The sequence below is a fragment of the Peribacillus sp. BM1 genome, assembly GCF_056679975.1.
The window spans coordinates 2493366-2519302 of the sequence record NZ_CM155259.1 but is presented as its reverse complement, the minus strand read 5'-3'; the positions used below and the strand labels follow the sequence as shown (position 1 = coordinate 2519302).

Sequence of the window (25937 nt, the reverse complement as noted above, 5' to 3'; positions counted from 1 at the left end):
GCCCGTTAATGCAGGATAAAATTGCGTCTCTGCTCCGCCACTTTATTTGAATAGCTTCTCAGTTTTATCAAGCCTTCCGTCAAACTAAATCGTAGAGTTTTACGCCATGTTATTTCTTAATACTATGTATATGTTTAAAAAGAAACCACATGTACTTGATTTTAAAACTTTCTTAGTTCAATTTTTAATACACACACTAATACATAAAAAAACTCCATATTCTTGACATATGCCAAGAAATGGAGTCGGTTACTGTCCAAACAATATTTTTTATTGTTGGATATTCTTATTCATTTGCCGAATTGCTGCTTTCTCAAGTCTGGATACTTGTGCTTGTGAGATACCAATTTCCTCGGCCACTTCCATTTGCGTTTTCCCTTGGAAAAATCGTTTTCGGAGAATCATTTTCTCTCGTTCATTCAGACGACGCATTCCTTCATTCAACGCAATTTCATCAATCCATTGACTGTCTTTATTTTTTTCATCACTTAATTGGTCTAATACGTAAATCGGATCTCCACCATCATTATAAATTGGCTCGAACAATGAAACTGGATCCTGAATTGCGTCGAGTGCAAAGACGATTTCTTCGTGGGATACATCTAATTCTTTGGCAATTTCTGCAGCAGTTGGTTCGCGCAATGTTCGGCTCATCAACTTTTCTTTTACCTGCAAAGCTTTATAGGCGATATCTCTTAACGAACGGGAAACCCTGATTGGATTATTATCACGTAAATATCTTCTAATCTCTCCGATAATCATCGGGACCGCATATGTCGAAAATTTAACGTTCTGACCCAAATCGAAATTATCAATCGATTTCATTAAACCAATGCAGCCTACCTGAAATAGATCATCCACAAATTCACCTCGGTTATTGAAGCGCTGAATTACGCTCAACACGAGCCGAAGATTGCCATTTACCAGTTTTTCTCTCGCTGATGTATCGCCACCTTGCATTTCTTTAAAGAGTATCCGCATTTCTTCATTTTTTAATACCGGTAGTTTTGATGTATCAACACCGCAAATCTCAACCTTGTTACGAGACAAAATTTTTCCCTCCTCACAGGAGCTGCCTTTCAAAATTAAGTATCTCCCGGAGTCTGAAAAATATGCACAGTGAGGGATCGTTAAAAACACTGATTAAAGATCAACCCATTGCCAATCGCTATTTGCATTTAGAAAAATTTTTTTCATACCATTTTATTAAATTCTTTTCTAAGTCTTTTAATAATTCTTTTTTCTAGTCTAGAAATATAAGATTGAGAAATCCCTAACATATCCGCTACATCCTTTTGTGTTTTTTCTTCTTGTCCTGCTAATCCAAATCGTAGTTCCATAATTTGTTTCTCTCGATCAGAAAGCTGCGTAAGTGCCTTTGTTAACAATTTCCGGTCTACATTAGCTTCTAAATCTTTCGTAATTATATCTTCCTCTGTTCCAAGTACATCGGAAAGCAGTAATTCATTGCCATCCCAATCGATATTAAGCGGCTCATCAAAGCTCACCTCAGAACGAATCTTGTTATTTCTCCGCAGATACATGAGGATTTCATTCTCGATACACCTGGATGCATATGTAGCTAATTTAATTTTTTTCTCTGGATTAAAAGTATTAACAGCTTTGATTAAGCCTATTGTACCAATGCTGATTAAATCCTCGATATTAATGCCTGTATTCTCAAATTTTCTCGCAATATAAACAACAAGTCGTAAGTTTCTCTCAATTAGCATGGCACGTGCTGTTTCGTCACCTTTTGGTAATTTATTAATTAACACTTCCTCTTCTTCTTTGGAGAGCGGAGGTGGCAAGGCCTCACTCCCTCCAATGTAGAAAATTTCATCTGTTTTCAACCCGAGCTTAAACAATAATTTATACCAGTAATAGGTGAGACGTAGAATAGTTTTTTTCAATTGAATTCTCCCTTCTATTTTCTACAAATGTGAGTATGTTTTATATATCCCTTCTCATGAAACAGCTTGGACTGGAATACCGGTTACCATTTTCGGATGGACAATGCAGTCAAATTTTCCATCTGCCGATAATGTTTGGAAGGTAAAAGAGACTAGTCCAGTTTTCACGCGAAAAATATCTTTATTTTGAATAATTTCAATCCAGTCGGATTTAATCGCAGTCAACAACTGGTGATCATTGCCAACAACTTTACTTGGAATAATTCGTAATCGATCCGCCCACGTATACTGAGTGCCTCCCACGTCATTAAGTAGAATATCTGGATTTTCAAAAAGTTCTACCATATCTTTTGGAATCATATTTTCTCGGCCTTTTAGTGATAAAATCATGACTGGAGATTGCGAAATTGGATCATACAGCTGATTTCCACTATCAATAAAACCTTCAACTGAACAAATGAAATTATCAATTTTCACCGTAACTTTAACTAATTGTTGATGGTTAATCTTCGTCATTTCTATCGATTCTAAAGTCCTCCTTGAGAATTGCCATGCCAGTGGGAATCCAATCATAACAAATATCCAACTGACTGGGTCACCGAATTGATTAATCCCTTTATACATAGTGTGCTGTCCAGATAAAACGTTGTATTCAAATAAATAATGGAGACCGAGCAAAATACCTCCAGACAAGAAAGTAACGAAATACAACGTAGCCAAATTTTTCACGAAAACTTTAAACCTGCCAAAACCAAACACTGTTAAAATCATAAAAATGGAGAATAATAGTTTTACTAACACTCTATCAGCAAACAAATGATATGAAGTAAAAGATAAGACAATAATGAGAGAACCAAGGAATCCCCCCGCAAGAACTCTCCAGAAAGGAACTCTCCGCTTTAACAAAATCGCAGTCCAGTAAAGCAAAAGACAATCAAACAACCAATTCAATAACCAGATAACATCCAAATAGAGCGTCAAATATACACCACCCTTTTAGAATTGCGCAAACTCAGAAGTCAGCACGTCCTGTGTAAGCGTGTAAAGGGTACTCTTCTACCCCATCCATCAGGTTGAGCTGGACCATGAAGGAGTTCGGCTACTTACGCAATCACCAGAATTTGTTAATGAATATCTTCTTTCTCGCGAGAAAAGGGAACGCGTCTTGTTAAAACAAGACCGAAAAAATCATAATAATTTTTATCATTTTACAGAATAGCTTGCACACCTTCTGTTAGCAAAAAGTATATCGTACCTTGCATCAGAAAGTGTGTCACATTATGACTGGATATTTTAGGAGTTTTTCTGCTTTTTTGTAGAAAAAATCAAGTGAAGATCGTTCGCTTATGATCTTTGTTAGTGGAGGATACGGGACAAGGAGCGCTACTTAGAGCATACATGCTACAAAGTAAAACGTTATCTACAAAAAAAGGGGAGTGACACAAATAATGACTAAACAACGTAACATTCTTACCTTAGTTGTCATTGAATCAGGGTATTCGATAAAGTGAAACTCCCAATTTTCAAAAAGGAATGGATAAGTACGCAAAAAAAAGAGGATGACCCATATCAAAAAGGTTAGACCTCACATCATCTATATACAGTTTATGTGTATAGAGTGCGAGGATAGATCCTTAATGGGCATCCTCTCTTTATTCTGTAGAAAAGAGTCTTATTATAGAGGATGTTCAAAAAGTTCGGTAAAAAAGCTTACGAATTGCATCAAAGCTCTGTCTCTTCTTGAAATTCTCGGCTCTTTTATCCTTCTTTTTGAACACGCTCTTTTAATCTGTTAAATTTTATAACTCAACAAATTAGCGTCGTTTATTACGGTTACGTAGAAAGGTTGGGATATCCAATGCTTCTTCTGCTTGATTAGAATTACGAACAGGCTGTTGTTGCTGTTGTTGCTCGACATGTTCTTCCCTTTTTACTTCACGTTTAACTCCAGTAGTTGAAGTTGGTGATGAAGGTCGTACTTGTCCAAAAGAAGGTCTTGACGATACAGGTTTAATTTCTTCCGCTTCATTAAAGCCTGTAGCAATCACTGTTACGACAATTTCGTCTTTAAAGTTTTCGTTAATAACAGAACCGAAAATCATATTTACCTCTTGATCAGAAGCACTTGCAACAATGTCCGCTGCCTCTTGAACTTCAAATAAACTTAAGTTCGTTCCGCCAGTAATGTTCATTAAGACCCCTTGAGCACCGTCGATAGATGTTTCAAGAAGTGGACTTGAGATGGCTTTTTTTGCTGCTTCAGTCGCACGGTTTTCACCAGAAGAAATACCAATTCCCATGAGCGCAGAACCTTTATTAGACATAATCGTCTTAACATCTGCAAAGTCCAAGTTAATTAAACCAGGAACCGCGATCAAATCAGAGATACCTTGAACACCTTGCCTAAGGACATTATCAGCTTCACGGAATGCTTCAAGCATTGGCGTACTTTTATCAACGATTTCAAGTAATCGATCATTTGGAATAACAATTAGCGTATCGACTGATTCCTTCATTGCGCCTATTCCACCCTGAGCCTGTGTTGAACGTTTGCGTCCTTCAAATGTGAAGGGACGTGTAACAACACCTACAGTCAACGCTCCTAAGTCCTTTGCAATTTGAGCGATAACAGGCGCTGCACCAGTACCCGTACCACCACCCATTCCTGCCGTTACAAATACCATATCCGCGCCTTTTAACGCTTCTTCAATTTGTTCTTTGCTTTCTTCAGCCGCTTTTTTACCTACTTCTGGATTTGCACCTGCACCTAATCCACGAGTAAGTTTACCTCCGATTTGCATTTTAATTTCTGCTTTTGATAGATTTAGAGCTTGCGCATCTGTGTTAACAGAAATAAACTCTACCCCCTGGACCCCGTGCTCAATCATACGGTTTACGGCATTGTTACCGCCCCCGCCTACACCGATGACTTTTATAGTAGCTAATGTTTCTAGATTAGAATCAAACTCTAACATGATAATCCTCCTAATTTGACGATATTCCGATAATTTCCTGTCTATTCAAAAAAGTAACCAAGGATCTTTTTGAATTTAGATTCACCTTTTTCGGTCCGAGGTTTCTCCACTCGTTCTTTCGGTTGAGGCTGTTGCACTTTTTGACTCTGTTCTCGATTTTCGTAAGCAGAACCTGTAGCTACAGGCGCTTGATTATTTTTTTGTGTTCTTGCCTTTTTACAAGCATGTTTAATTAATCCAACAGCTGTTGTATATTGAGGTTCCCGAACACCAATATAATTCGGTTCAGCTGTCCTCACTCGGTTTTGGAAAATATATTGAGCAAGTTCTAAAACTCCTGGCATCTTTACAACGCCGCCAGTCAATACAAATCCTCCTGCAAGATCACTCTCGCCAATTCTATTTAATTCGTTTTGAACAAGTTCAAATATTTCTGTCATCCTTGCTTCGATTATGTCAGATAACATCAGCTGATTGCAAGGTTGGTGCTGGTCGCTACCGATAATAGGTATATTGAACACATCTTCTTCTGACGCATCATCATAAAAAGCATGCCCATGTTTAACTTTGATTTTCTCTGCATCATCTGTTGTTGTACGTAATACGATAGATAGGTCTTTAGTAATCGTCTCTCCGCCAATTGGTATCACAGATGTATGTTTCAAATACCCTTGTTCGAAAACAGCAAGTGTTGTTGAACCACCGCCAATATCGAGAAGCGCAACACCAAGTTCTTTTTCATCTTTTGATAACACAAGAGAGCCCGCAGCAAGTGGTTGAAGCGCAATATCTGTAATCTCCAAGCCTGCTCTTTCTACACATCTTAATGAATTATGTAAAATCGTGCGCATACCTGTAATTAATATCCCTCTCATTTCCAATCGAACACCAATCATGCCTCTTGGATCGCTAATCTCATCAAGCTCGTCCACTTTATAATGAACTGGGATAATATCGACAATCTCCCTGTCAGAAGGAATCGTAATCAATTCGGCTGCCTCTCTAACCCTTACAACATCCGCACTGGTTATCTCCTTATTATCACTTGAGACTGCGACAACGCCATGGCAAGGTTGTAACATTACATGATTACCGCTTATACCGACTATTACCTTATTGATTTCCATCCCAATCATTCGTTCTGCCTGTTCAACGGCCCGCTGAATAGATTGAACGGTTTCATCTATATCTACGATTGACCCTTTTTTTAATCCTTCTGATTTTACATTTCCTACACCGATTATGTTTAATGTATCGTTAACCATTTCACCAATGATTACTTTAATACTGGATGTACCGATGTCGAGACTTACGTAAATTTCATTGCTGTTCATTCCATGGCACCTCCTTCAAGTTTTAACATTTTTCTAAAAAACAACAATAGGTAATACAAATGTTCTTTCTATCCTTCATAACCATATTGTAGAGGTTGTTCAAAAACTCCGGTAAAAAAGCTTGCGAACTTCTCGGCTCTTTTTATCCTCCTTTTTGAACACGCACTTGTAGTGATATAGCTACCAAAGAATCGTTTTCTCTTTGGATAGTCTGTCTATTTTTCAAAGCAGAATCGTACATGTACTAAACAAATCAGAATTTCACATGTCATGTCATCTGTTTCATAAACGATACACTTCTTAACAATATTCGTCATGCATAACATATTTCCTTTTAAAAAACACTAATTTTTTTCTGTTTTTTCTTTAAAAAGGGACCATTTTGTTAACATTACGCGCCGTATAACTGCTATATTTTGAAACAATCTTACACCAAATGCAAAAACAGCAGCTAAATATAAGTCTACACCAAGATGTACGCCTAGAAAAGCTAAACTTGCAGCCAAGATGATATTAAAGAAAAATCCAGATACAAAAACTTTTTCATCATAGATATTTTGTAAATGCGCCCTAATTCCGCCAACTAAAGTATCTAATGCTGCAAGAATCGCGATCGACAAATAATTCGCATATTCAGCGGAAATCTTGATATCTGTTAAAAGGCCTAAAGTGATGCCTACTAAAAGGCCAAAAATAGGAAGCCACATAGGTTATTTGTCCTCCTATTCATCAATGGGTTCCATATATTGAATATTTAATGAGTTTTGATAAGAAGGTAGCGTTACTTTGTCCAATGGATTAGAAATAGTAACCTCATAATTATCCACATAAAAATTATCGATTGTCGGAGAAACCTGAATCCTTTCTTTAAGTTTCTTGGCGTCTGTTGCAAGTACCCTTACTTCAATTGAATCCCTTGATACACTCTTGCCATCAATCTTTGTTTGTCCATTAATATCTCGAATAACAGATGTAGTAATAATCCTCTGCCCATTTATCGAAATCTCTTTTGCGTCGTATAGGTATAACTCATTTAGCAGCCGTTTTAAAAGCTCAGGAGAAACACTCGGAATGTTCTCACCTAATAGAATATTTTCCTCAATTGGTTTAATGATTAAAATAATTCCTTTTCCACTCACTTCAGTCATTCCTGCTTCGCTTTTGAGCTCTTCCAACGTCTCACTTAGAATTTGCTCCTTACTCTGACTTCTTGTTGTATCGTATTGAGCAAGCTTTTCTTCTAAATTACTGATTTCCTGAACCAATTCAGTTTGGACTTTCTGCTCCTTTAATATACCGCTTCTAAGCTCGTAGGAATCACGCGTATCCCTTACCTGCTTGACGGATGGTTCTTTAATCGTTTTATATTGAATGGCTACCATAAATCCAATGATCACCGCAACTAAAGTAAAGGCAATTTTATTCCTTTTTTTCAAAAGTGTCACCAAGCTTTCTTTGGTACGGTGAATTTTCTTAGCTACTAAATACCGGTTCCATTTCCACTTCATTTTGCTTCAATATCGTGAATATGATATTTTCATTCACTAATTGATCTTTGACTCCTCCAGCTAAGTTAAGTGAAGCCTCCAACACGTTAGTATCCCCAATTGCCGTGATCACAAAAGGTGCAGGATACTGCTGTCCGTCCACAGTAATTACAGGACCATTGCAAACAATATACGAATTATGATTCAGCCTCTGTCCGTTAACAGCCACCGCAGCTGCACCTGATATGTACAATTCATTAATGACCTTAAAAACATGCTGTTCATGAACTAGGTAATCATTTATATTATCATCTACTTTTCCAGTCATACCGTCTGCAAGCGTCACGGTAAGTCCTGGTCCTTTCACTTTAATCTTCCCCAGAAACATCCGATATTTCTTAGCTTCTTTTGCAAGTTTAAACGAGGATTCCTTTTCTTTTGAAAGGTCTTTTTCAATATCTGTTACTTGTGCCTGCTTTTTCCGTAATTCCTGACTGAGTTTCCTGTTCACTTTCTCTTGTTCGATTAGCTGTTCTCTAAGCTCATATTCTCGATCCCACGTTTGATTTACTAGGTTTGCTTCCCTCTGTTTTTGCTTTGTTAGATTATAGGAAAAAGCAACCATAAACCCAAGGACAAGACTCACAATGGAAAGGATGACTTTTCTACCTTTAATCATTTTCATCTTGTTTCTCCCCATCAATCTCTTCCGTTAGATTAGGGGTATCATAAGCTTTAAAGAAAGAGCCCACCTCAAGATTAATGACCCCTTTTATATTTGGATCTAATTGAGCAACAATCGAAGGGTAATGTATCATTTTCTTGGATAAAGTTCTGCTAGTCGCACTCACTTCAAACCCATCATTCATAAACAACGTTATATGATAGACGTCCGTTTTGGTAGGTTCCTTACGAATTTCAGAAATTGAGTTTCGAATTTCTTCAGGCAATTCTTTCAATTCATCCAATAATAGGTTTAATGCATCACCTTCAGTAAAATCAATCAGCACAGGCGCGAAAACTGGAATTTCTTCGCGTTCAAGCTTGGTCAGGATCTTGCCGTTTTCCATGATTGGATAAAATTGACTATTTTTTGAAAGATAAGCGATTCTTTCAAATTCGGTTATCGTGAGCAACACTGAATTTGGAAATTGTGTTGAAACGGTAACAGACTCAATTTCCTCTTGACTTTCTTTCATTTTTTTTATCATTTCACTTTTGTTAACTTTCCAAATGTTAGTATCAATTGTTAAGCCACTTAACGTAATAATTTGATCTGATGATAAATATTGATTCCCCCTTACCTTAATTTCTTTAATATGGCTAAGTGGAGAAAGAAAATACAAAACACTAGCAATTAGAATAAAAAAGAATGATAGCAATAGAATCAACCTTCTATTCGCTTTTCTTTTTCTAAGCTTCTTTAATTTTGGGATACGATCTTCAATGGAAACAATTTTTCCTTTTTCCATCTCCCTCACCTCTTCCTGAAAACAAATGGACTATGCTGTAATCCGCCTGCTGCCAATTGGCAGGAATAAGATCTCATAATAATACGAATGAGATTATTTCAGGATATTTTTATAGCACACGATTAAGCATGATTCGTATACTACATAAGTTATTTCCGACCAATAATTTCGACTTCTGTTTCAAGTTTAACCCCAAATTTTCCGTATACAGTATCTTTTACATGCTGGATTAAAGCTAACACATCCTTTGCACTACCTTCACCCGCATTGACAATAAAATTCCCATGCATTTCAGAAATCTTTGCTCCACCAATTGCATGCCCTTTTAATCCAGCTTCCTGAACAAGCTGGCCAGCATAATGTGGCAGCGGATTACGGAAGATGCTTCCTGCACAAGGCAAATCATATGGCTGAGTTTCTTTTCTATAATTTTTATTGTTCTGCATTGCAGCAACAATTTCCTCCCGGTTGCCTGATTTTAATTGAAAAACAGCCGATAAAACAATGCCCGGTCGTTTTTTTTGAAGGATCGAGGTTCGATAAGAGAATTCCATTTCTGCTGCTGATAACCATTGTAGTGTTCCATCAGCAAACAGAATATATGCTTTTTTTAATACTTTAGAAATATCTGAACCATGGGCACCAGCATTCATATACACAGCGCCACCAACTGAACCGGGTATTCCACTCGCGAATTCTAAACCCGAAAGTCCTTTTCTGCTAAATTGTACAGAAAGACTTACAAGTGAGAAACCTGCCCCTGCTGTGATATCAGTACCTTCTATTTCTAATGAGTCTAATCCCTTACCTAATTTAATAACAGCACCTTTTATACCTTGATCTGAGACGAGCAGATTTGATCCACGGCCTATTGCTCGCCACTCGATGTTATGTTCCTTTATGATCTCCATCGCTTTTTCTAAATTTTCAAGGGACGATGGCTCAATGAAAATCTCTGCCGGACCGCCGACTTTCATTGTTGTATGGTTTGCAAGTGGCTCGTTTTCACGCACCTTACCTACTTCCATCTGATTTAATTTCTCTATTACTTCTTTCATCATAATCCTCCTTCATTTCAAGTTCTTCCATTGTATGCTATAAAAGTTTGAACGGTTCGATTTGAATAATCCGATCGCCTCTCTATAAAGTGAAACTTCAATCAGTGAGGGTTTTACTACCCGTTAATACGGAATAAATTCTGATGAGACATCGCATATTATATGTATAGAAACGGTGAATATCAATGATCTTTTTTCACTAAATTTCCTAGTAATTTTTTTCTAAGATATAGAAAACAAAGCACTGTCAGCTTTTACCCTCTTATACTATAGTCTAAACACCCTTTCATTACCACAATAAACACTGGTTTTTAATCCAGAAACAACTTGGTAATATTTGAATTAAATAAGGAATATGCAAACGCTTTTCAAAAATAATCCTAAAGACCCATAACACAATTTTGAATGTATAAAAGTTTGTACTTAGTATACAGATTAAACAGACTTATGTACGCTCGAAAAAGAAATTAGCACTATTTTTTCAGAGGATAGGAAATTTTTGACCTTATGGTGTTGCAGATACATGATTGGTGATGCATAACTATTTCTCGATAGTTCTTATTCCTATCTAGTACAGAACACATACTACGTCCTTATGATTCAAAATAGGAATTGCCCATAGAAAGAGATTCCTCATTCTTCGGGCAATTCCTATTCACCTTGACATATAGTTAGATATGACAGTGTTACCGTCCATTCAAATCATCAATAGGAGGCAATGCTTTGATTTTTAATACCTTGAATATCTACTTATGTTTAATAACACTCCTATTGCTATTAGCATCAAGGTTAAAGATGATCCGCCATAACTTAGTAACGGAAGTGTTATTCCAGTTACAGGCATTAGCCCTGTCACGACTCCGATATTAATCATCACCTGAATTGCTACCATTGCAATGATTCCGACTGCAACAAGACTCCCATATAGATCTGGAGCTCCTAACGCAATCCGGACCCCTCTCCACAAAAGCAACGCAAATAATAAAATCACCAATGTCCCACCTATAAACCCAAGTTCTTCTGAAATTATGGCAAAAATAAAATCCGTTTGCGGTTCAGGCAAGTAGAAAAACTTTTGTCGGCTTTGTCCAAGTCCAAGTCCAAACAATCCGCCAGGACCGATTGCATAAAAGGACTGAATCATTTGAAAGCCACTATTTTGCGGGTCTGCCCAAGGATCTAGAAAAGAGGTAATTCGCTTTATTCGATAAGGTGCCGAAGCAATGAGAGCCACAAAGCCTGCTACTCCAAGTAAACCGAGCCAAGCAAAATGTATCACCCTTGCCCCTGAAATAAAGATCATAACAACACAAGTTCCTACCATGACTGTACCTGTCCCAAGATCAGGCTGTAACATGATTAGGCCAAACGCTAAAAACACAAGCCCCAACGAAGGCATTAATCCCTTCTTGAAGGAGGTAATGAACTTTTGCCGTTCTGATAAAAATTTCGCTAAAAATGCAATCATGGCTAATTTCATAAACTCTGATGGCTGAATCGAAAATGCACCAACACCAATCCAGCTTCGTGAACCATTTCGCTCTACACCTATACCAGGGACTAAAACAGCGAGCAGTAAAACAAAACAAACGATAACAATGAGCTTTGCCCATGTTCTCCATGTCCAATAATCAACATTCATGATGAAGAACATGCAGACGACCCCAACTCCAGCAAATAGAAGCTGTCGTTTTGCAAAGTAGAACGAGTCTCCCTCAAACTTGTAAGCAGCCCATATCGCACTAGCACTATACACCATGATTAACCCAATCGCCAGCAAACTTAAAGTAACAATAATTAAAATAAAATCCGGATTTGATTTTTTCAACGGCACTGTCATACACCTCTAGTACGTATTAGAGCCTGTACGAGCCTTCTATTCTTATCACGCTAATTTAAGCATAATAAGTCAAAAAAAGTGACAAGTACGTTTCCCCCCTTATTATCGGACTGTAATCGTACCGAAGCTTAAGTGGAGGTTTAGTTCAATCAATCGGGTTCGTAGCGTTAATCAAGATTCGCGATGCTAGAATGAGATTAACCATCCGTTGAGTATAAACTATACTCCAAATAATAGGAGTTTTACTCTATCACTTTTTTTAAAAGATGTCATTCAAACAAGAGAAGCAGAAATCATTCTCCATTATGCAAGCTCAGTGTTCTGAATAAGAAGCTCTTATTTCAGTTTATGCACTGCCTCCATAAACATGTCTCCTCTTATTTCGAAACTTTTATACTGATCCCAGCTTGCACATGCAGGTGAAAGTAGGATACAATCCCCTTCTTTTGAAACTTCATACGCTGCGGGTACGGCTTTCTCTACATTATCGACATGTTTTACAATAGATATTCCTACATCACGTGCAACCCGTTCAATTTTCTCTGCCGTTTCACCAAATGTAATAACAGCTTTTACATGCTTTAAATATGGTTTTAGTTCATCAAATTCATTACCTCGATCAAGTCCTCCAGCAAGCAAGATAACCGGAACATCAAATGATGATAGTGCCATTTGAGCCGCTAAAATATTCGTTGCTTTAGAGTCATTATAAAACATTCTTCCCTCAATCGTTGCTACATATTGAGTTCTATGTGTAACTCCTTGGAAGGTTTGAAGAACATGCTGGATTGCTTCGTTCTTGACATTTTTAAGTTTTGCAGTTGCTACGGCCGCGAGTATATTTTCTAAATTATGCTTTCCAGGTAGACGAATATCTGAAACATTAACAATACGCTCACCGCGGAAATATACGGCATTACCTTCAATATACACTCCATTTTCATGCTTGTTAGTTATTGAAAATGGAACAAGCTCTGCCAAAGAATTCTTTGCCATATTCATCGTTTCTTCTTGATTCGCATTATAGATAAAATAATCACTGCCGATTTGATTTTTCATAACCGCCGTTTTCGCTTCAATGTACTCCTGTTTTGAATCATGGTAATCAAGGTGAGCATCATAAATATTGGTTACAACTGCGATTTCTGGCTTAAATCTATCAATCCCCATCAATTGGAATGATGATAATTCAATCACAATCGTTTCATCAGCTGTTGCATTTTCTGCCACACCTGAAGCAACCGTACCGATATTCCCAGCGATCAACGGCAACTTTCCACCCTCTTTGAGCATTTCAAAGATAAGCGTCGTAGTTGTTGTTTTTCCATTCGTTCCCGTTATCGCAACAAATGGCGCTTCACTTACATGATAGGCCAATTCAACTTCCGTGATGACTGGAATGCCTCTTTCAATTGCGCCCTTAACAAGCGGATTTCGATAAGGGATCCCTGGATTTTTCACAATGAGTTCAAAGCCCTCATCAAGTAATTCAATCGGATGACTTCCACAAACAACTTTGATCCCTTGTTCCAGTAAGCCTTGTGCTTCTGGATTCTCTGATAATGGCTTCATATCATTGACTGTAACAAAGGCACCTAATTTATGTAAAAGGGATGCTGCGGTTACTCCACTTTTCGCTAATCCCAACACTAATATTTTTTTTCTTAAATAACTTGTAGTCTCTTTCACTTATAACCACACCTCTAAATAGATTCCTAAAATAGCAAATAATAAGCCGACCGACCAAAATGTAACGACAACTCTCCACTCGGACCAGCCAACCAATTCATAATGGTGATGCAAAGGACTCATTTTAAAAATCCGTTTTCCTGTCGTTTTAAAGGAGGCAACCTGTAAAATAACAGATAGTGTTTCAATGACAAATACCCCGCCAACAATAACCAATAGTAGCTCTAGATTTGTTAACAGTGCGATGGCAGCAACAGCGCCACCTAATGCCAAAGATCCGGTATCTCCCATAAACACTTTTGCAGGATGCGCATTGAATACAAGGAATCCAAGGACGGCCCCTACTACGGATACAGAAAAAATCGCGACATCGTATTGTGATTGGTACCAGGCTAACACAGCGAATGCACCAAAAGCAATCGCAGACGTTCCTGAAACAAGTCCGTCCAAGCCATCTGTTAAATTAACAGCATTTGAAAAACCAACCAACCAGAAAATCACAATGATGATATAAAACCAACCTACATTTAACGCCAAATCGGTTCCTGGAATAGCAATTTCAGGTACGAAAGCATCTGTCTTGCGATAGATTAGATAAAAAATGACGGATATGATAATTTGTCCAATTAGCTTTTGACGTGATGTCAAGCCCAGATTACGTTTCATTACCACTTTTATAAAATCGTCAAGGAAACCTAAAAGGCCAAAACCAATCATAACTAACAACAATAAATATATTTCTATAGATGGTTCAGAAAATTTAAATACCATTGTCAATGTTGTAATCGCAACAGCAAGTAAAATGACCAAGCCGCCCATTGTCGGTGTCCCAGATTTTTTCTGATGAGATTTAGGTCCTTCTTCCCGAATGCTTTGTCCAAATTTGAGCCTACGTAAGAAAGGGATAAAAATTGGTGATAGAAGAACTGTAATTAAAAACCCTGTCAATATTGTATAAAAAATTACTTGTTCTAACATGAATCTATTCCCTCATTCCTAATGCAGTATTACAATTTATAAATTCCACTGCCGTTATTTCATCCATTTCATAATATGTTTCAGATGCTTTATTCAGAATACTTATATTACTTTTCATAATAATCATTTTTCAAAATTCCATCTCTTTCTGTTTTTTATAGTACGTATAATAGAGTAAAACTCAATCAGTGGGGTCTTCCCCCCACCTATGCCTCTTCGATTCCTCTAATCCTTGAGATTGCTTGGCTTATGAGTAGAAGTTTTCGCTAGACATCAAAACTGGTTGAATTAACATATAGTTATATAGGTTGAAGGAAAGAAATACCACTCTTTTTTAAGTATACGCAAACTAGCCCTAATTACTTCCTATTTCGTAAAATCGCTTCTTTCGCAACCAATCTATCATCGAAGTCAAGCACTTGATCACCGATAATTTGATAAGTTTCATGTCCTTTTCCAGCGATTAATATAACATCTCCACTTGTTGCAACAGAGATTGCATAATCTATCGCTTCTTTACGGTCTTGGATGACCTGATAATTCTTCTCATGAACTCCCTTTTCCATATCTCGCAAAATTTGTGTTGGATTCTCACTTCTAGGATTATCGGAAGTGAAAATAGGGTCTGTCGCCCACTCTGATGCAATTTTCGCCATGATTGGCCGTTTTGTTTTATCACGATCCCCACCACAACCCACGACAACAAATATTTTCTTATGTGCAAATTCACGCACTGTTTTCAAGACATTTTCAAGACTGTCTGGCGTATGGGCATAATCGACAATTACCGCAAAATCCTGACCTCCCTGGACAAGCTCAAAGCGGCCAGCCACTCCTTGAACAGATTCAAGTGACCGTATAATTGAATCAAGTTTTACTCCAGCACATAAAGAAGCCCCTATGGCAGCAAGAACATTATAGACGCTGAATTTACCAATTAGCTTTAGGTTCACGGATTGCTCTCTTCCAGCTGTTACCAATGTAAATTGAGTTCCACTAGAATGAATTGAAATATTCTTAGCCATAATATCTGCTTCTTGATCAATTCCATATGTAAGAATATGTGCAGCCGTTGCCTTGATGAAATCTTCTGTCGCCTCATCATCTGCATTCAACACCGCGTATTTTGGTCGATTATCTAGGTAAGCATTGCCAAGCTGTGAGAAAAACAAGGATTTTGCAAACTTATATCGTTCCATCGTTCCATGAAAATCAAGATGATCTTGGGTAAGATTCGTAAATACGGCAATATCATAATCACAGCCATGAACCCTTCCAAGTTCCAGTGCATGAGAAGATACTTCCATAATGGCTGTATCCACTTGAACTTGCGTCATCTGATGAAAAATTTGTTGTAACGTAATGCTGTCTGGTGTCGTATTTTTTGTGTCAGCTTTTTTGTCGCCAATTTTCGTGTACATCGTTCCGATTAAACCTGTTGCCACATGCTCATCCTGAAAGATTTTTTCAAGTAAATGACTCGTTGTTGTCTTGCCATTTGTTCCTGTTATACCAATTAGTTTAAGCTTTTGGGTAGGATGATTGTAAAAGGCATCGGCAACGACTGCCATAGCTCGTTTGGTATCACGAACGACATACACTGGAACTCCTACATTCATTGGTTTCTCAGCTAAAATAGCGGCTGCACCTAATTCGACTGCTTTTTCTGCAAAGTCATGGCCATCCACTGTATAACCTTTCACACAAACAAATAAACTGCCCTCTTTTACTCGTCTTGTATCATGTTCAATGGAGGTTATTTCAGGATTTTCCCCTTCAAACAAAGTCAAAGAATGTAAGGTTGAAAGTATCGCTTGAAGTCTCATTTTTCCATTCCTCTCTGCCTATTTAAAGGCATAATTATAATGTATTGCAATCAATCTGTCGAGGTTAGGATTAGTCCTTATGTAAAACAGACATGAACAATCCTTTCACTGCGTAAAAAAACCGCGGCTGAAATTAACCCAGCCGCTTGATTTGTTTCTTTATTATTCTATACTTATTCTGAACTTTCGCCAAGATAAATTCTAATTGTTGACCCTTCTTTTACTTTTACACCTGCTTCTGGAGATTGTTTTACTACCATAGTCCCATCCCCGCTTACATCTAGATTCACTTTGCCGATAAGTTGTGTTTGCAATTCCTTTGCAGTTAATCCTACTACATCCGGTAATTCAACCATGACAGGATCGTCCCACTTCGTTTTCTTTTCAATTTGTGTATCACGCGGTTTCACACCCATTGTCCGCAGTGCATCCTCCATAATATTTCCTACGATAGGTGCAGCTACTACCCCACCAAATTGAACAGTTCCTTTCGGGTTATCGACCGCTACATAAACGACAATTTCAGGATGATCCGCTGGTGCAAAGCCGATGAATGAAACGATATAGTTATTCTCTAAATAACGTCCATTCTCCGCTTTTTGCGCAGTACCGGTCTTTCCACCAACACGATATGAATCTACATATGCCCCAGTACCACTTCCTTTTGCTACAACAGCCTCCAGTGCCCCTCGGATTTTTGCCGAAGTTTCTTCAGAAATAACCTTCCTTTTCGCTTGGGGCGATTTCCGCATGATTGTCTCACCTGTTTGTGAATCAACCATTTCTTTAGCGATGTAAGGGGTATATAATGTACCGCCATTTACCGCTGCGGCTACAGCCGCTACCTGTTGAATTGGAGTGACCGATACACCTTGTCCAAACGCGGTAGTAGCCTGTTCAAGAGGACCTACCTTATCGATGTCGAACAGGATTCCTGTCCCTTCACCTTGAAGGTCAATCCCTGTCTTTTGCCCAAAACCGAAATCACTAATATATTGAAAAAGTTTGTCTTTTCCAAGCCGCATTCCTAGCTCCACAAAACCGGGGTTACATGAATTTTGAACGACTTCCATGTACGTTTGCGATCCGTGTCCCCCTCTTTTCCAACAATGAAGCTTTGTTCCCGCCACTTCGATGTATCCTGGATCATAGAACGTATCCTTCTCAAGGTCAACCTTCCCTTCCTCCAATGCTGCGGCAAGAGTAATAATCTTGAAAGTTGAACCCGGCTCATAAGAACTCCACACAGGAAGATTTCGGTTATAAACTTCACTTTTCACATTTTGAAAGTTGGCAGGATCAAATGTTGGTCTGCTTGACATTGCTAGAATTTCCCCGTTGTTTGGGTTCATTGCAATGGCAATGATACCATCTGGATTATAAGTCGCTTCAGCAAGATCTAGCTCCCTTTCAATAATCGTTTGAATCCTGTTGTCTATTGTCAATTTCAGATCATCACCATTTACGGGTGCACTAAAGTCATCCGCCATATTTTCTAATTTTTTCCCTTTTGCATCGGTGTATAATTTCACATACCCTTTTTCACCGCTTAATTCTTTATCATAGGAAAGCTCAATTCCCATTAATCCTTGATTATCAGCTCCGGTGAATCCGAGCACATGGGATAAGTATTCACCAAATGGATAATATCGCTTCGAATCCTCGGCAATGTATACCCCTTTTAGACCTAGAGCTTTCACTTTTTTTGCCTTTTCATGAGAGATTTTTCTTCCTTCGGGAATTCTTTCGCTCGAAGTATGTTTTGTAATTAGTTTATATGCTTTTTCTTTGTCCATGTCCAACACGGAAGCAAGTTGTTCTGCTGTCTCAGCAGGATTGACAACCTGCCTTGGAATGACATATACCGTCGGAGCCGAGATATTCGTTGCCAATGGGACACCATTCCGATCAAGAATTTGCCCTCGCATTGGTTCAAAAGTAATATTTCTGCTCCAAGAATCTTCAGCAAGTCCCGTTAATTTCTCTCCAAGATAAAATTGAACAATTCCTAATCGAATAACAATGATCGTAAAGACCGTTAGCCCAATAAGCAAGAAGATTGCCAACCGTTTTCTTACCGTTACATTTGAAACACGCACAAAAAGGCACCTCCATTTTCATCCTGCTTGTACAAGTTATATGTTGTTCAAGAAATAACTAGAACAAAATGAAGGTGTTGGATTTAAGAATACTAGTTTTAATACAAAAACCGAATGGTGTTAAAACATTACCAGTTATTATGAAGGATATACCATTAAGTACGCTACACTCACATAATCACAATGGTGGCGGTACGGATCCAGAATTTTGGTTCCTTTCTAAATAAAATCAGTATCCCTGATAGATGGTTTGGCTATATTAGTAAGTTGCGCAGACCCGCCCCATGTCCTTCATACAAAAAAAGAAAGGATGAGGAAATCCTCATCCTCACCCTTTAATCAACCACTTCGTCTTCTTTATCTTTAGATTTCATTTCTTCTTGAACAATATCTCCAGGCTTTTTCAAGTTTACGAGGAAATAATCTGCCTCTTTCATAACGGCGCCTACTTTAAAGTTCTGACTCTCGACATACCCGTTTCCTGCAGCATTTAATTTCAATTTCGCAATATTCGCCAGCTTCATGACGTCTCTTAAAGACCAACCGGTTAAATCTGGAGCAAGCATATCTCCTTCTGTTCGGAGGATGATCTTTTCACCTTCTAGTAAAATAGTTCCAGCTTTTGGCGCCTGATTGATAACCGCAGTACCTTTTCCAATCGTAACGACTTCGTATCCAGATTCTTTAAGATTTTCCACTGCAGACTTCACAGGTCGATCCGTATAATCGCTAATTTTCTCTGAGGTTTGATTTGGAATATTAGCTGGTTCAATATTTAAATATTGCAGGCTACTTTTCATAACTGGGTTAAAGATCTCGGCTACTGGGTCCGACCCAACTTCACCGGCTTTCAGTTTTGGTTTTTTTATCGCGACATACACAACCAGTTCCGGATCATCAAGTGGCGCCATTCCTAAAAAAGAAAAAATATAGTTTCCGCCACCTCTCGATATACCATCACCTGTGCTAAATTGAGCAGTCCCCGTTTTTCCAGCTACTTCATAGCCATCAATTTTGTATTTTTTTCCTGTCCCGTGTTCTGCAGTAAGGACAGTACCTAAATACTCACGAACCTTTTTCGCAGTTTCAGCCGATATCGGCTGTCCTGCCATAGTTGGATTGGTTTTTTTTATGGTTTCGTTCGTATTTGGATCGCTCAGCTTTTTAATCACATAAGGTACCATCATCTTTCCATCATTAGCTATAGCAGACGCTGCTTGAATTTGCTGAATAGCAGTCATCGAAGACGCTTGTCCAACAGAAGTCATTGCTTTATCACGTTTATATTTGTACTGAATCGTACCAGTTTTTTCAAAAGGTAAATCTATTCCAGTAAGACGATCTAAACCAAACTTTGTAAGATAATCACGAAATTTATCTTCTCCAAGACGGTCCATCGCTATCGTAACAACTCCAACGTTAGAGGAACGTTGAATCCCTTCAAGAAATGACATCTTTTCCCCGCTAGGCATTCCGCTATGGTCATTAATAGGTTTCGTTCCTTTTATGTTATAACTTCCCGAAACAAAGGTGTCATTAGGGTTAAATACGCCTTCCTCAACCGCTGCCGCTAAGGTAAATATCTTCATCGTTGAACCAGGTTCATAAGGCTCCTCGATCGCTAGGTTTCTCCACGTATCTGTCAACCCTTCTCTCGTTTTCGGATGAAAGGTCGGCCTTTGACCCATCGCTAAAATTTCACCTGTTTTTGGGTTGGACACGATTGCAATGATTTGTTCTGGATCATACTTTTCCTGTACTTTAGACATCGAATCCTCTAAAAAGGTCTGGATCTTTTTGTCAATCGTTAAAGAAACATTTGTACCATTCACTGGCGCTATTACATTTTCTTTGCTATTAGGCAATGAGAAGCCCCATCTATCACCATCAAATGTTAGCTTTCCATCTGTTTTCTTTAATTCTTTATTTAAGAATTTTTCAATCCCCATCTTACCAATCATTTCATTTGACTTTTCATCTTTTTCAATATAGCCAATTAAATGGGATGCAAACACTCCATTTGGATAAAAGCGTTTATTTTCTCGACTAAATGCAATTCCAGGGAGCTTCAATTTCTCAATTTTTGATTTAACCTCGTAGGAAATATCTTTGCCGGCATTTCCGAATTCCACTTGTTTCTTATCTCTTGAAAGTAGAGCGTATATATCCGCTTCATCCATATCAATTACTTTAGCTAATTCTTTGGCAGTTCGTTTCGGATCAACCACATAATTGGGTTTCATCTTTTCGTCCAATACGGCAAATAGAGTATATGAAGCCGTATCTTCCGCAATAACTTCTCCATTTGTATCTAGAATGCTGCCTCTTTTCGCTTCAAGCACCCGTTGTTTTTCGTATTTTTTTTCCATTTTTGCTGCTAGAACTTCTCCACCAGCTTGTCCTGTAGCCTCAATATAGAAAAAACGGGCAAGTAACGCAAAAAAGAGCAGCCCGAATACTACGAATAAAAACGCTGCTCCAAGCTTCATATTTTTTTGCTTCATTTGCATTATTCCTGCACAACCTTTACATTATTTTCATTAAGCTTTAAACCAAGGTCGGCTGCTTTTTTCCAAATCCTTTCATATGTGCTTAATTCACTGACTTGTTCTTTTAAATCTACATTCAACCGAGTCTGCTCATCAATAGAATGATTTGTCATTTGAATTGATTTATTCGTTTTATAAATCGCTGCCTGATTGGAAATAACTTTGGTCCCTAGAAAAGCAATAGCAAGAGCAAGAGCACAGATTAATATCATTTCACCAAAGGAAATTTTCATTTTACGGACAATAACAGTTTGTACAGATCTTTGTTGCTCTTGAATCTGTTGTTCTTGAATTTTTTTCGCAACTGAGCTCATTTTGATTCCCCCTTATCTTTTTTCAGCGATCCTCAGCTTGGCTGAACGTGAGCGATTATTTTCTTCCAATTCTTCTTGCGATGGTAGAATAGGTTTTCTTGTGATTAATTTTAGAATGGGTTGAAATTCTTCAGGAATGACAGGTAGACCGTGCGGCATTTCCGGTAAATCACTGTTCTGTTTAAAAACAGATTTACAAATACGGTCCTCTAATGAATGAAACGTAATCACAGAAATTCTACCTTCTGGCTTAAGTAATGCTATCGCTTGTTCAAGAGAGTCTTCGAAAACACCCAGCTCATCATTTACAGCAATTCGTATCGCCTGAAATACACGTTTGGCCGGATGACCGCCTTTACGTCTTGCAGGAGCTGGTATTCCTTCTTTAATTAATTCAACAAGTTCACCGGTTGTTTCAATCGGCTTAATTTCACGAGCTGCCTCTATTTTCCGAGCAATTTGCTTAGAGAACTTCTCTTCACCATATCGAAAGAAAATTTTCGTTAACTCCTGGAATGTCCAAGTATTTACTACGTCATAAGCGGATAATCTTGCACTTTGATCCATTCTCATATCTAGTGGTGCATCATGGTGGTAGCTAAATCCACGTTCAGGGGTATCAAGTTGCGGAGATGAAACACCCAAATCATATAAAATTCCGTCCACTTCATGAACATCTCTTAGTAAAAGTTCTTCTGCAATATGTTTGAAATTATTTTGAATTAATATCACTCTATCGCCATATTCTTTCAATTTTTCATGAGCATTCTTGATGGCTGTTTCATCTTGGTCAAAAGCATAGAGTTTGCCTTTATCCGAAAGCTGAGATACTAAATAGGCGCTATGGCCTGCTCCTCCAAGTGTACAATCGACATATATGCCATCTGGCTTAATCTGTAATCCATCCACAGTCTCTTTGAGTAGTACGGTAGTGTGTTCAAACATGTAATACATCCTTCCAATCGATTAGTGATGTAGATTCTTCGTTTAAATATCGAAGCCTATCATATTCTCGGCTATTTCAGCGAAAGAATCTTCTGATGTTGAAAAATAGTTTTCCCAAATGGTCTTGCTCCAAATCTCAATTCGATTGGAAACTCCGAGAATAACACATTCTTTTTCTAATTTTCCATATGAAGTAAGTGGTGTGGGAATATTAATTCTTCCTTGTTTATCCAGTTCACATTCAGTCGCACCAGAAAAGAAGAATCGAGTAAAAGCCCGGGCATCTTTCTTTGTCAATGGCAAGCCCTTCAGCTTATCCTCCAATTGACGCCATTCATCCATCGGGTAGCCAAACAAGCATTGATCAAGACCGCGAGTCAAAACAAATGATGCCCCAAGATGTTCTCTGAACTTAGACGGAATGATAATACGCCCTTTTGGATCAATGCTATGATGATATTCCCCCATGAACATGCCCACTACCCCCACTTTCTTTTAACAATGTACCACATTCCCCCACTTTTCACCACTTATTATATAAATTCTGTACTTAGTAAGTTATCCCTCCTTAAATATCCAGTTTTTTTATAAAGTTATTTTTCTTTACAGCGTATTTTCCCTTCAAATGATCTGACTAATTTGACGATAATCCTAACAAAACGAATATGACGTATAACATCACCATTTACCACGAAGGATCCATCCTATAACACACTACATTCACCTAATCACAATGGCTGCGGTGCGGAGTCGGATTTGAAATACTTTCTTAATAATGTACGTATATCTGTTAAGCAGATTGGCTATATTATTAAGTCGCGAAGCCCCGCCTCATGTCCTTCAAGCAAAAAAAATAGAAGACGGGCGCCAAAAAAATCGCCTGTCTTCTTTATCATGATTCGTTAAAGAGGATGTTCAAAAAATCCGGCAAACTCGAGGAATGATAATCTCTTTCGTCTTGCAAGTATGTACAGTTAATACGTGAGGTCCTTTAGTTGCACTAGAAATAATAAAATTCGACTATCATTTTTTCCGGACTATCGAACAACCTCTTATAGATAAATAACTTTATGCTTGTTGTTAAATGTATATGGCTGCTGAACCAGTTCGTTTATAAAATCTGTACCATATTTATTTAAATAATAGAAAATATTCCACAATCTTTCTTGAGGAGCATCGAGTGGAAATAACGAATGTTCAATCCGCTGATATTTATTCAAGACCACTTCATGCTTCTTACGTGAACTTTCATTCATTTTCCCATAAATAAAATCAAGCTGTTGCTCGATAAATCTTCGGTTTTTCTGTAACAATGGGTCTAACCCTTTATCAAGGCTTATAGCTCTTTCAGTAAACAATTCATGATTCTCACTTAGCTTCGCTTTCATTTCATGGAATAATACCTCGATTGAATGATCCTTGACGGTGTTAAGGAATTCACTCTGTGCTGATTTAGTTCCAGTCGTTAGCACAGTTTCAAGATTCATCCCTACCTCTTTGAGATCTGTGGCAATCCCTCGCTCGATTATCGTTATATTTAGCCGCGGAATGATTGGGGGCATTTTCATAGAGAATAGTTCAAAAGCTTGCTTCAATTCTGCCCAATAGGCAATTTCCCCAGGACCAGATATAAATGCAAGCACCGGAAATAGCATTTCTTGCATAATTGGCCGCGTTACTACATTATTACTTAATCGTTCAGGTGTTACTCTAGCACATTCACGAAGCTCTTGCTGAGTAAATGACACTTCCTTATTTTTTCCAGAAAAAACGCCATTCACCACTTCTAATAACATCCGATCCTTTTTCTTCGAATCATAGTAAAACAAGTTAGCCGCTTTTTCTTGAATGTCAATCATTCGCTTATATCCTTTTTGCTGCATAAAAGACTGCTGCGCATGTACAGCCTTAGTAATTTCTTCCGCTTTATCAATGAACATTGCAAAAAACTCTGATTCCAGCTTTCTTAATCCAGGGTCAGCAGCATCTATCATCAAAAGACCAAAGTCATGAAACCAGTTATCAATTAAACAGGCAAAAAAATCAACAAAGGTAGTAGAACGCTTAATGACTTCATTTGTATCGGCTAGTAATTTATTGGTGAAGTCTGTTTCCCCATATGTTTCGAAAATTTCACTTACCCAAGCTTGCGCTGTTTCTGTGTTCAGCTCAAGATCCGAAATCATCGATTTAAAAGGATGATAGAATGGGTACGTGTTTTTCTCCTGAATTCCATTCTTCAACGTATAAACATGATTCACTTCGGCTAAATCATGATCCTCACCAGCAATCCAAAAAACCGGAATCACCTTTTTACCCAACGCCTTTTCTTGTTCTTCCGCTAATTTAATAATGGAAATCACTTTATGTATCGTATAAAGGGGGCCTGACAGCAGACCTGCCTGCTGTCCTCCAATAACTACGACAGAATCTTCTTTTCGGAATGCCTCTATATTTTCTTTAACAGGAATCGACAAAGAATACCGCGCCATATATTTCTCTATAGAATCAGCCAATTCGTCACGAAAGAAATTTCGTGACATTACTTCTTGATATCGTTTATGATACTTTCCATTATCAGATAAACTGTAATGAAAAAAATCATCTACTTCTAATTGATCAGTAAGATAGTCTGAAGCAAATGCATTTAGTGATGGTAAAGCGAGATCTTTCAACTCCATTTATGTACTCCCTTTCTCTGCTTCTACAATTCTAAATTGAGTATATCATCACATCTACAGAATACAAAAAAAGTTGCCCACGACCTCTAATCTACTTATAAGAGGATGTTCAAAAAGTCCGGTAGAAAAGCTTGCGAATTGCATCAAAGCTCGGTCTCTCCGGTCCTTACGTATTACCTCATACGTTCCGATCCTCTCGAGATGCGCTCCTCGAACTTCTCCGGCTCTTTTTATCCCGCATTAACGGGCAGTACCCCCCCACCTCAAGGCTTAGAGGAATCGAAGAAGCGTAGGTGGGGGATGAAGAACCCCCCACTGATTGAAGTTTCACTTTATCCTCCTTTTTGAACACGCACTATAAGAACTTTAGCGTTCCTCTATATTGTCATTTAAAAGGTTAACAGAACTCTAGTGGTTATTCCATAAAGTAACAGGACAAAATAAACACAAAAGAAAAAGGCAAAATTAAGCCTCCAAAAACCTCTTAATACTTTTTGAAATACGATTTCACCCCTTACCCGATAGTGAACAACTACTACCATGAATGCAATTGCAATCATCGCCAAGAGCAGAATCCAAATAATGTGGCGATCCCAGATAGCGACTATGAGATAGTGCACAGAAAGCATAAACAAGAGGGTGCTGATATCCATCGCGACATGAACAGACCGCCGATGATTTCCGGTTACTTGCTTCATAGCAATGAAAAAAATGATATATGCAAGGATAGGCATTGTTATGAAAGTCGCGGCTACACTTGAGAAAATTGATATCATG

The 25937-nt window shown here is 38.1% G+C and carries 21 protein-coding genes; all 21 read right to left on the bottom strand.

What is annotated here, in order from left to right:
• Nucleotides 1-270 precede the first annotated feature (270 nt).
• Nucleotides 271-1050, bottom strand: coding sequence for an RNA polymerase sporulation sigma factor SigG (gene sigG / locus AC1MGI_RS12105; protein WP_062181394.1), 780 nt, complete (start codon nt 1048-1050; stop codon nt 271-273).
• 143 nt (nt 1051-1193) lie between these two features.
• Entirely contained in the window at nt 1194-1913 is a 720-nt protein-coding gene (gene sigE / locus AC1MGI_RS12100; protein ID WP_028392934.1) for an RNA polymerase sporulation sigma factor SigE, read from the bottom strand.
• A 54-nt stretch (nt 1914-1967) separates the two neighbouring features.
• Nucleotides 1968-2894: a sigma-E processing peptidase SpoIIGA gene (gene spoIIGA, locus AC1MGI_RS12095; RefSeq protein WP_480345482.1), complete on the bottom strand. Its 927-nt coding sequence runs from the start codon at nt 2892-2894 to the stop codon at nt 1968-1970.
• 833 nt (nt 2895-3727) lie between these two features.
• Nucleotides 3728-4888 (bottom strand): cell division protein FtsZ, encoded by a 1161-nt coding sequence (gene ftsZ, locus AC1MGI_RS12090; RefSeq protein WP_480345481.1) that lies wholly within the window; start codon nt 4886-4888, stop codon nt 3728-3730.
• A gap of 41 nt (nt 4889-4929) precedes the next feature.
• Nucleotides 4930-6222: a cell division protein FtsA gene (ftsA, locus tag AC1MGI_RS12085; RefSeq protein WP_480345480.1), complete on the bottom strand. Its 1293-nt coding sequence runs from the start codon at nt 6220-6222 to the stop codon at nt 4930-4932.
• A gap of 344 nt (nt 6223-6566) precedes the next feature.
• Entirely contained in the window at nt 6567-6929 is a 363-nt protein-coding gene (locus AC1MGI_RS12080) for a small basic family protein (RefSeq protein ID WP_062181404.1), read from the bottom strand.
• 15 nt (nt 6930-6944) lie between these two features.
• Complete coding sequence (locus AC1MGI_RS12075) at nt 6945-7730, bottom strand: DUF881 domain-containing protein (protein WP_480345479.1); 786 nt, start codon at nt 7728-7730, stop codon at nt 6945-6947.
• The gene (locus AC1MGI_RS12070; protein WP_480345478.1) at nt 7696-8394 is read right to left on the bottom strand and encodes a DUF881 domain-containing protein; all 699 of its coding nucleotides are present in this window, start codon (nt 8392-8394) and stop codon (nt 7696-7698) included. Before AC1MGI_RS12070 ends, AC1MGI_RS12075 begins: the two co-directional genes overlap by 35 nt.
• A complete protein-coding gene (locus AC1MGI_RS12065) occupies nt 8381-9181 on the bottom strand; it encodes a cell division protein FtsQ/DivIB (RefSeq protein WP_480345477.1) in 801 nt (266 codons plus the stop codon). The genes AC1MGI_RS12070 and AC1MGI_RS12065 overlap by 14 nt, the downstream gene beginning before the upstream one ends.
• A gap of 149 nt (nt 9182-9330) precedes the next feature.
• Entirely contained in the window at nt 9331-10239 is a 909-nt protein-coding gene (gene murB, locus AC1MGI_RS12060) for a UDP-N-acetylmuramate dehydrogenase (protein WP_480349775.1), read from the bottom strand.
• A 730-nt stretch (nt 10240-10969) separates the two neighbouring features.
• Nucleotides 10970-12079 (bottom strand): stage V sporulation protein E, encoded by a 1110-nt coding sequence (gene spoVE, locus AC1MGI_RS12055; protein ID WP_480345476.1) that lies wholly within the window; start codon nt 12077-12079, stop codon nt 10970-10972.
• A gap of 336 nt (nt 12080-12415) precedes the next feature.
• The gene (murD, locus tag AC1MGI_RS12050) at nt 12416-13768 is read right to left on the bottom strand and encodes a UDP-N-acetylmuramoyl-L-alanine--D-glutamate ligase (protein WP_480345475.1); all 1353 of its coding nucleotides are present in this window, start codon (nt 13766-13768) and stop codon (nt 12416-12418) included.
• Nucleotides 13769-14746, bottom strand: coding sequence for a phospho-N-acetylmuramoyl-pentapeptide-transferase (gene mraY, locus AC1MGI_RS12045; RefSeq protein ID WP_480345474.1), 978 nt, complete (start codon nt 14744-14746; stop codon nt 13769-13771).
• 359 nt (nt 14747-15105) lie between these two features.
• Nucleotides 15106-16572, bottom strand: coding sequence for a UDP-N-acetylmuramoyl-L-alanyl-D-glutamate--2,6-diaminopimelate ligase (locus AC1MGI_RS12040; RefSeq protein ID WP_480345473.1), 1467 nt, complete (start codon nt 16570-16572; stop codon nt 15106-15108).
• A gap of 173 nt (nt 16573-16745) precedes the next feature.
• Entirely contained in the window at nt 16746-18671 is a 1926-nt protein-coding gene (locus tag AC1MGI_RS12035) for a stage V sporulation protein D (RefSeq protein ID WP_480345472.1), read from the bottom strand.
• A gap of 335 nt (nt 18672-19006) precedes the next feature.
• Nucleotides 19007-21175: a penicillin-binding protein gene (locus AC1MGI_RS12030; protein WP_480345471.1), complete on the bottom strand. Its 2169-nt coding sequence runs from the start codon at nt 21173-21175 to the stop codon at nt 19007-19009.
• A 5-nt stretch (nt 21176-21180) separates the two neighbouring features.
• Nucleotides 21181-21534, bottom strand: a complete 354-nt coding sequence (gene ftsL / locus AC1MGI_RS12025) for a cell division protein FtsL (protein ID WP_062181437.1) — start codon at nt 21532-21534, stop codon at nt 21181-21183.
• 12 nt (nt 21535-21546) lie between these two features.
• A complete protein-coding gene (gene rsmH, locus AC1MGI_RS12020) occupies nt 21547-22479 on the bottom strand; it encodes a 16S rRNA (cytosine(1402)-N(4))-methyltransferase RsmH (RefSeq protein WP_480345470.1) in 933 nt (310 codons plus the stop codon).
• Nucleotides 22480-22521: 42 nt separating this feature from the next.
• Nucleotides 22522-22953, bottom strand: a complete 432-nt coding sequence (gene mraZ, locus AC1MGI_RS12015) for a division/cell wall cluster transcriptional repressor MraZ (RefSeq protein WP_480345469.1) — start codon at nt 22951-22953, stop codon at nt 22522-22524.
• A 578-nt stretch (nt 22954-23531) separates the two neighbouring features.
• Nucleotides 23532-25160 carry a bacillithiol biosynthesis cysteine-adding enzyme BshC gene (gene bshC / locus AC1MGI_RS12010; RefSeq protein WP_480345468.1) on the bottom strand — a complete coding sequence of 543 codons (1629 nt, stop codon included), beginning with the start codon at nt 25158-25160 and terminating at the stop codon, nt 23532-23534.
• A gap of 389 nt (nt 25161-25549) precedes the next feature.
• A complete protein-coding gene (locus tag AC1MGI_RS12005; RefSeq protein WP_480345467.1) occupies nt 25550-25936 on the bottom strand; it encodes a DUF3397 domain-containing protein in 387 nt (128 codons plus the stop codon).
• Between the last annotated feature and the right edge of the window lies 1 nt (nt 25937).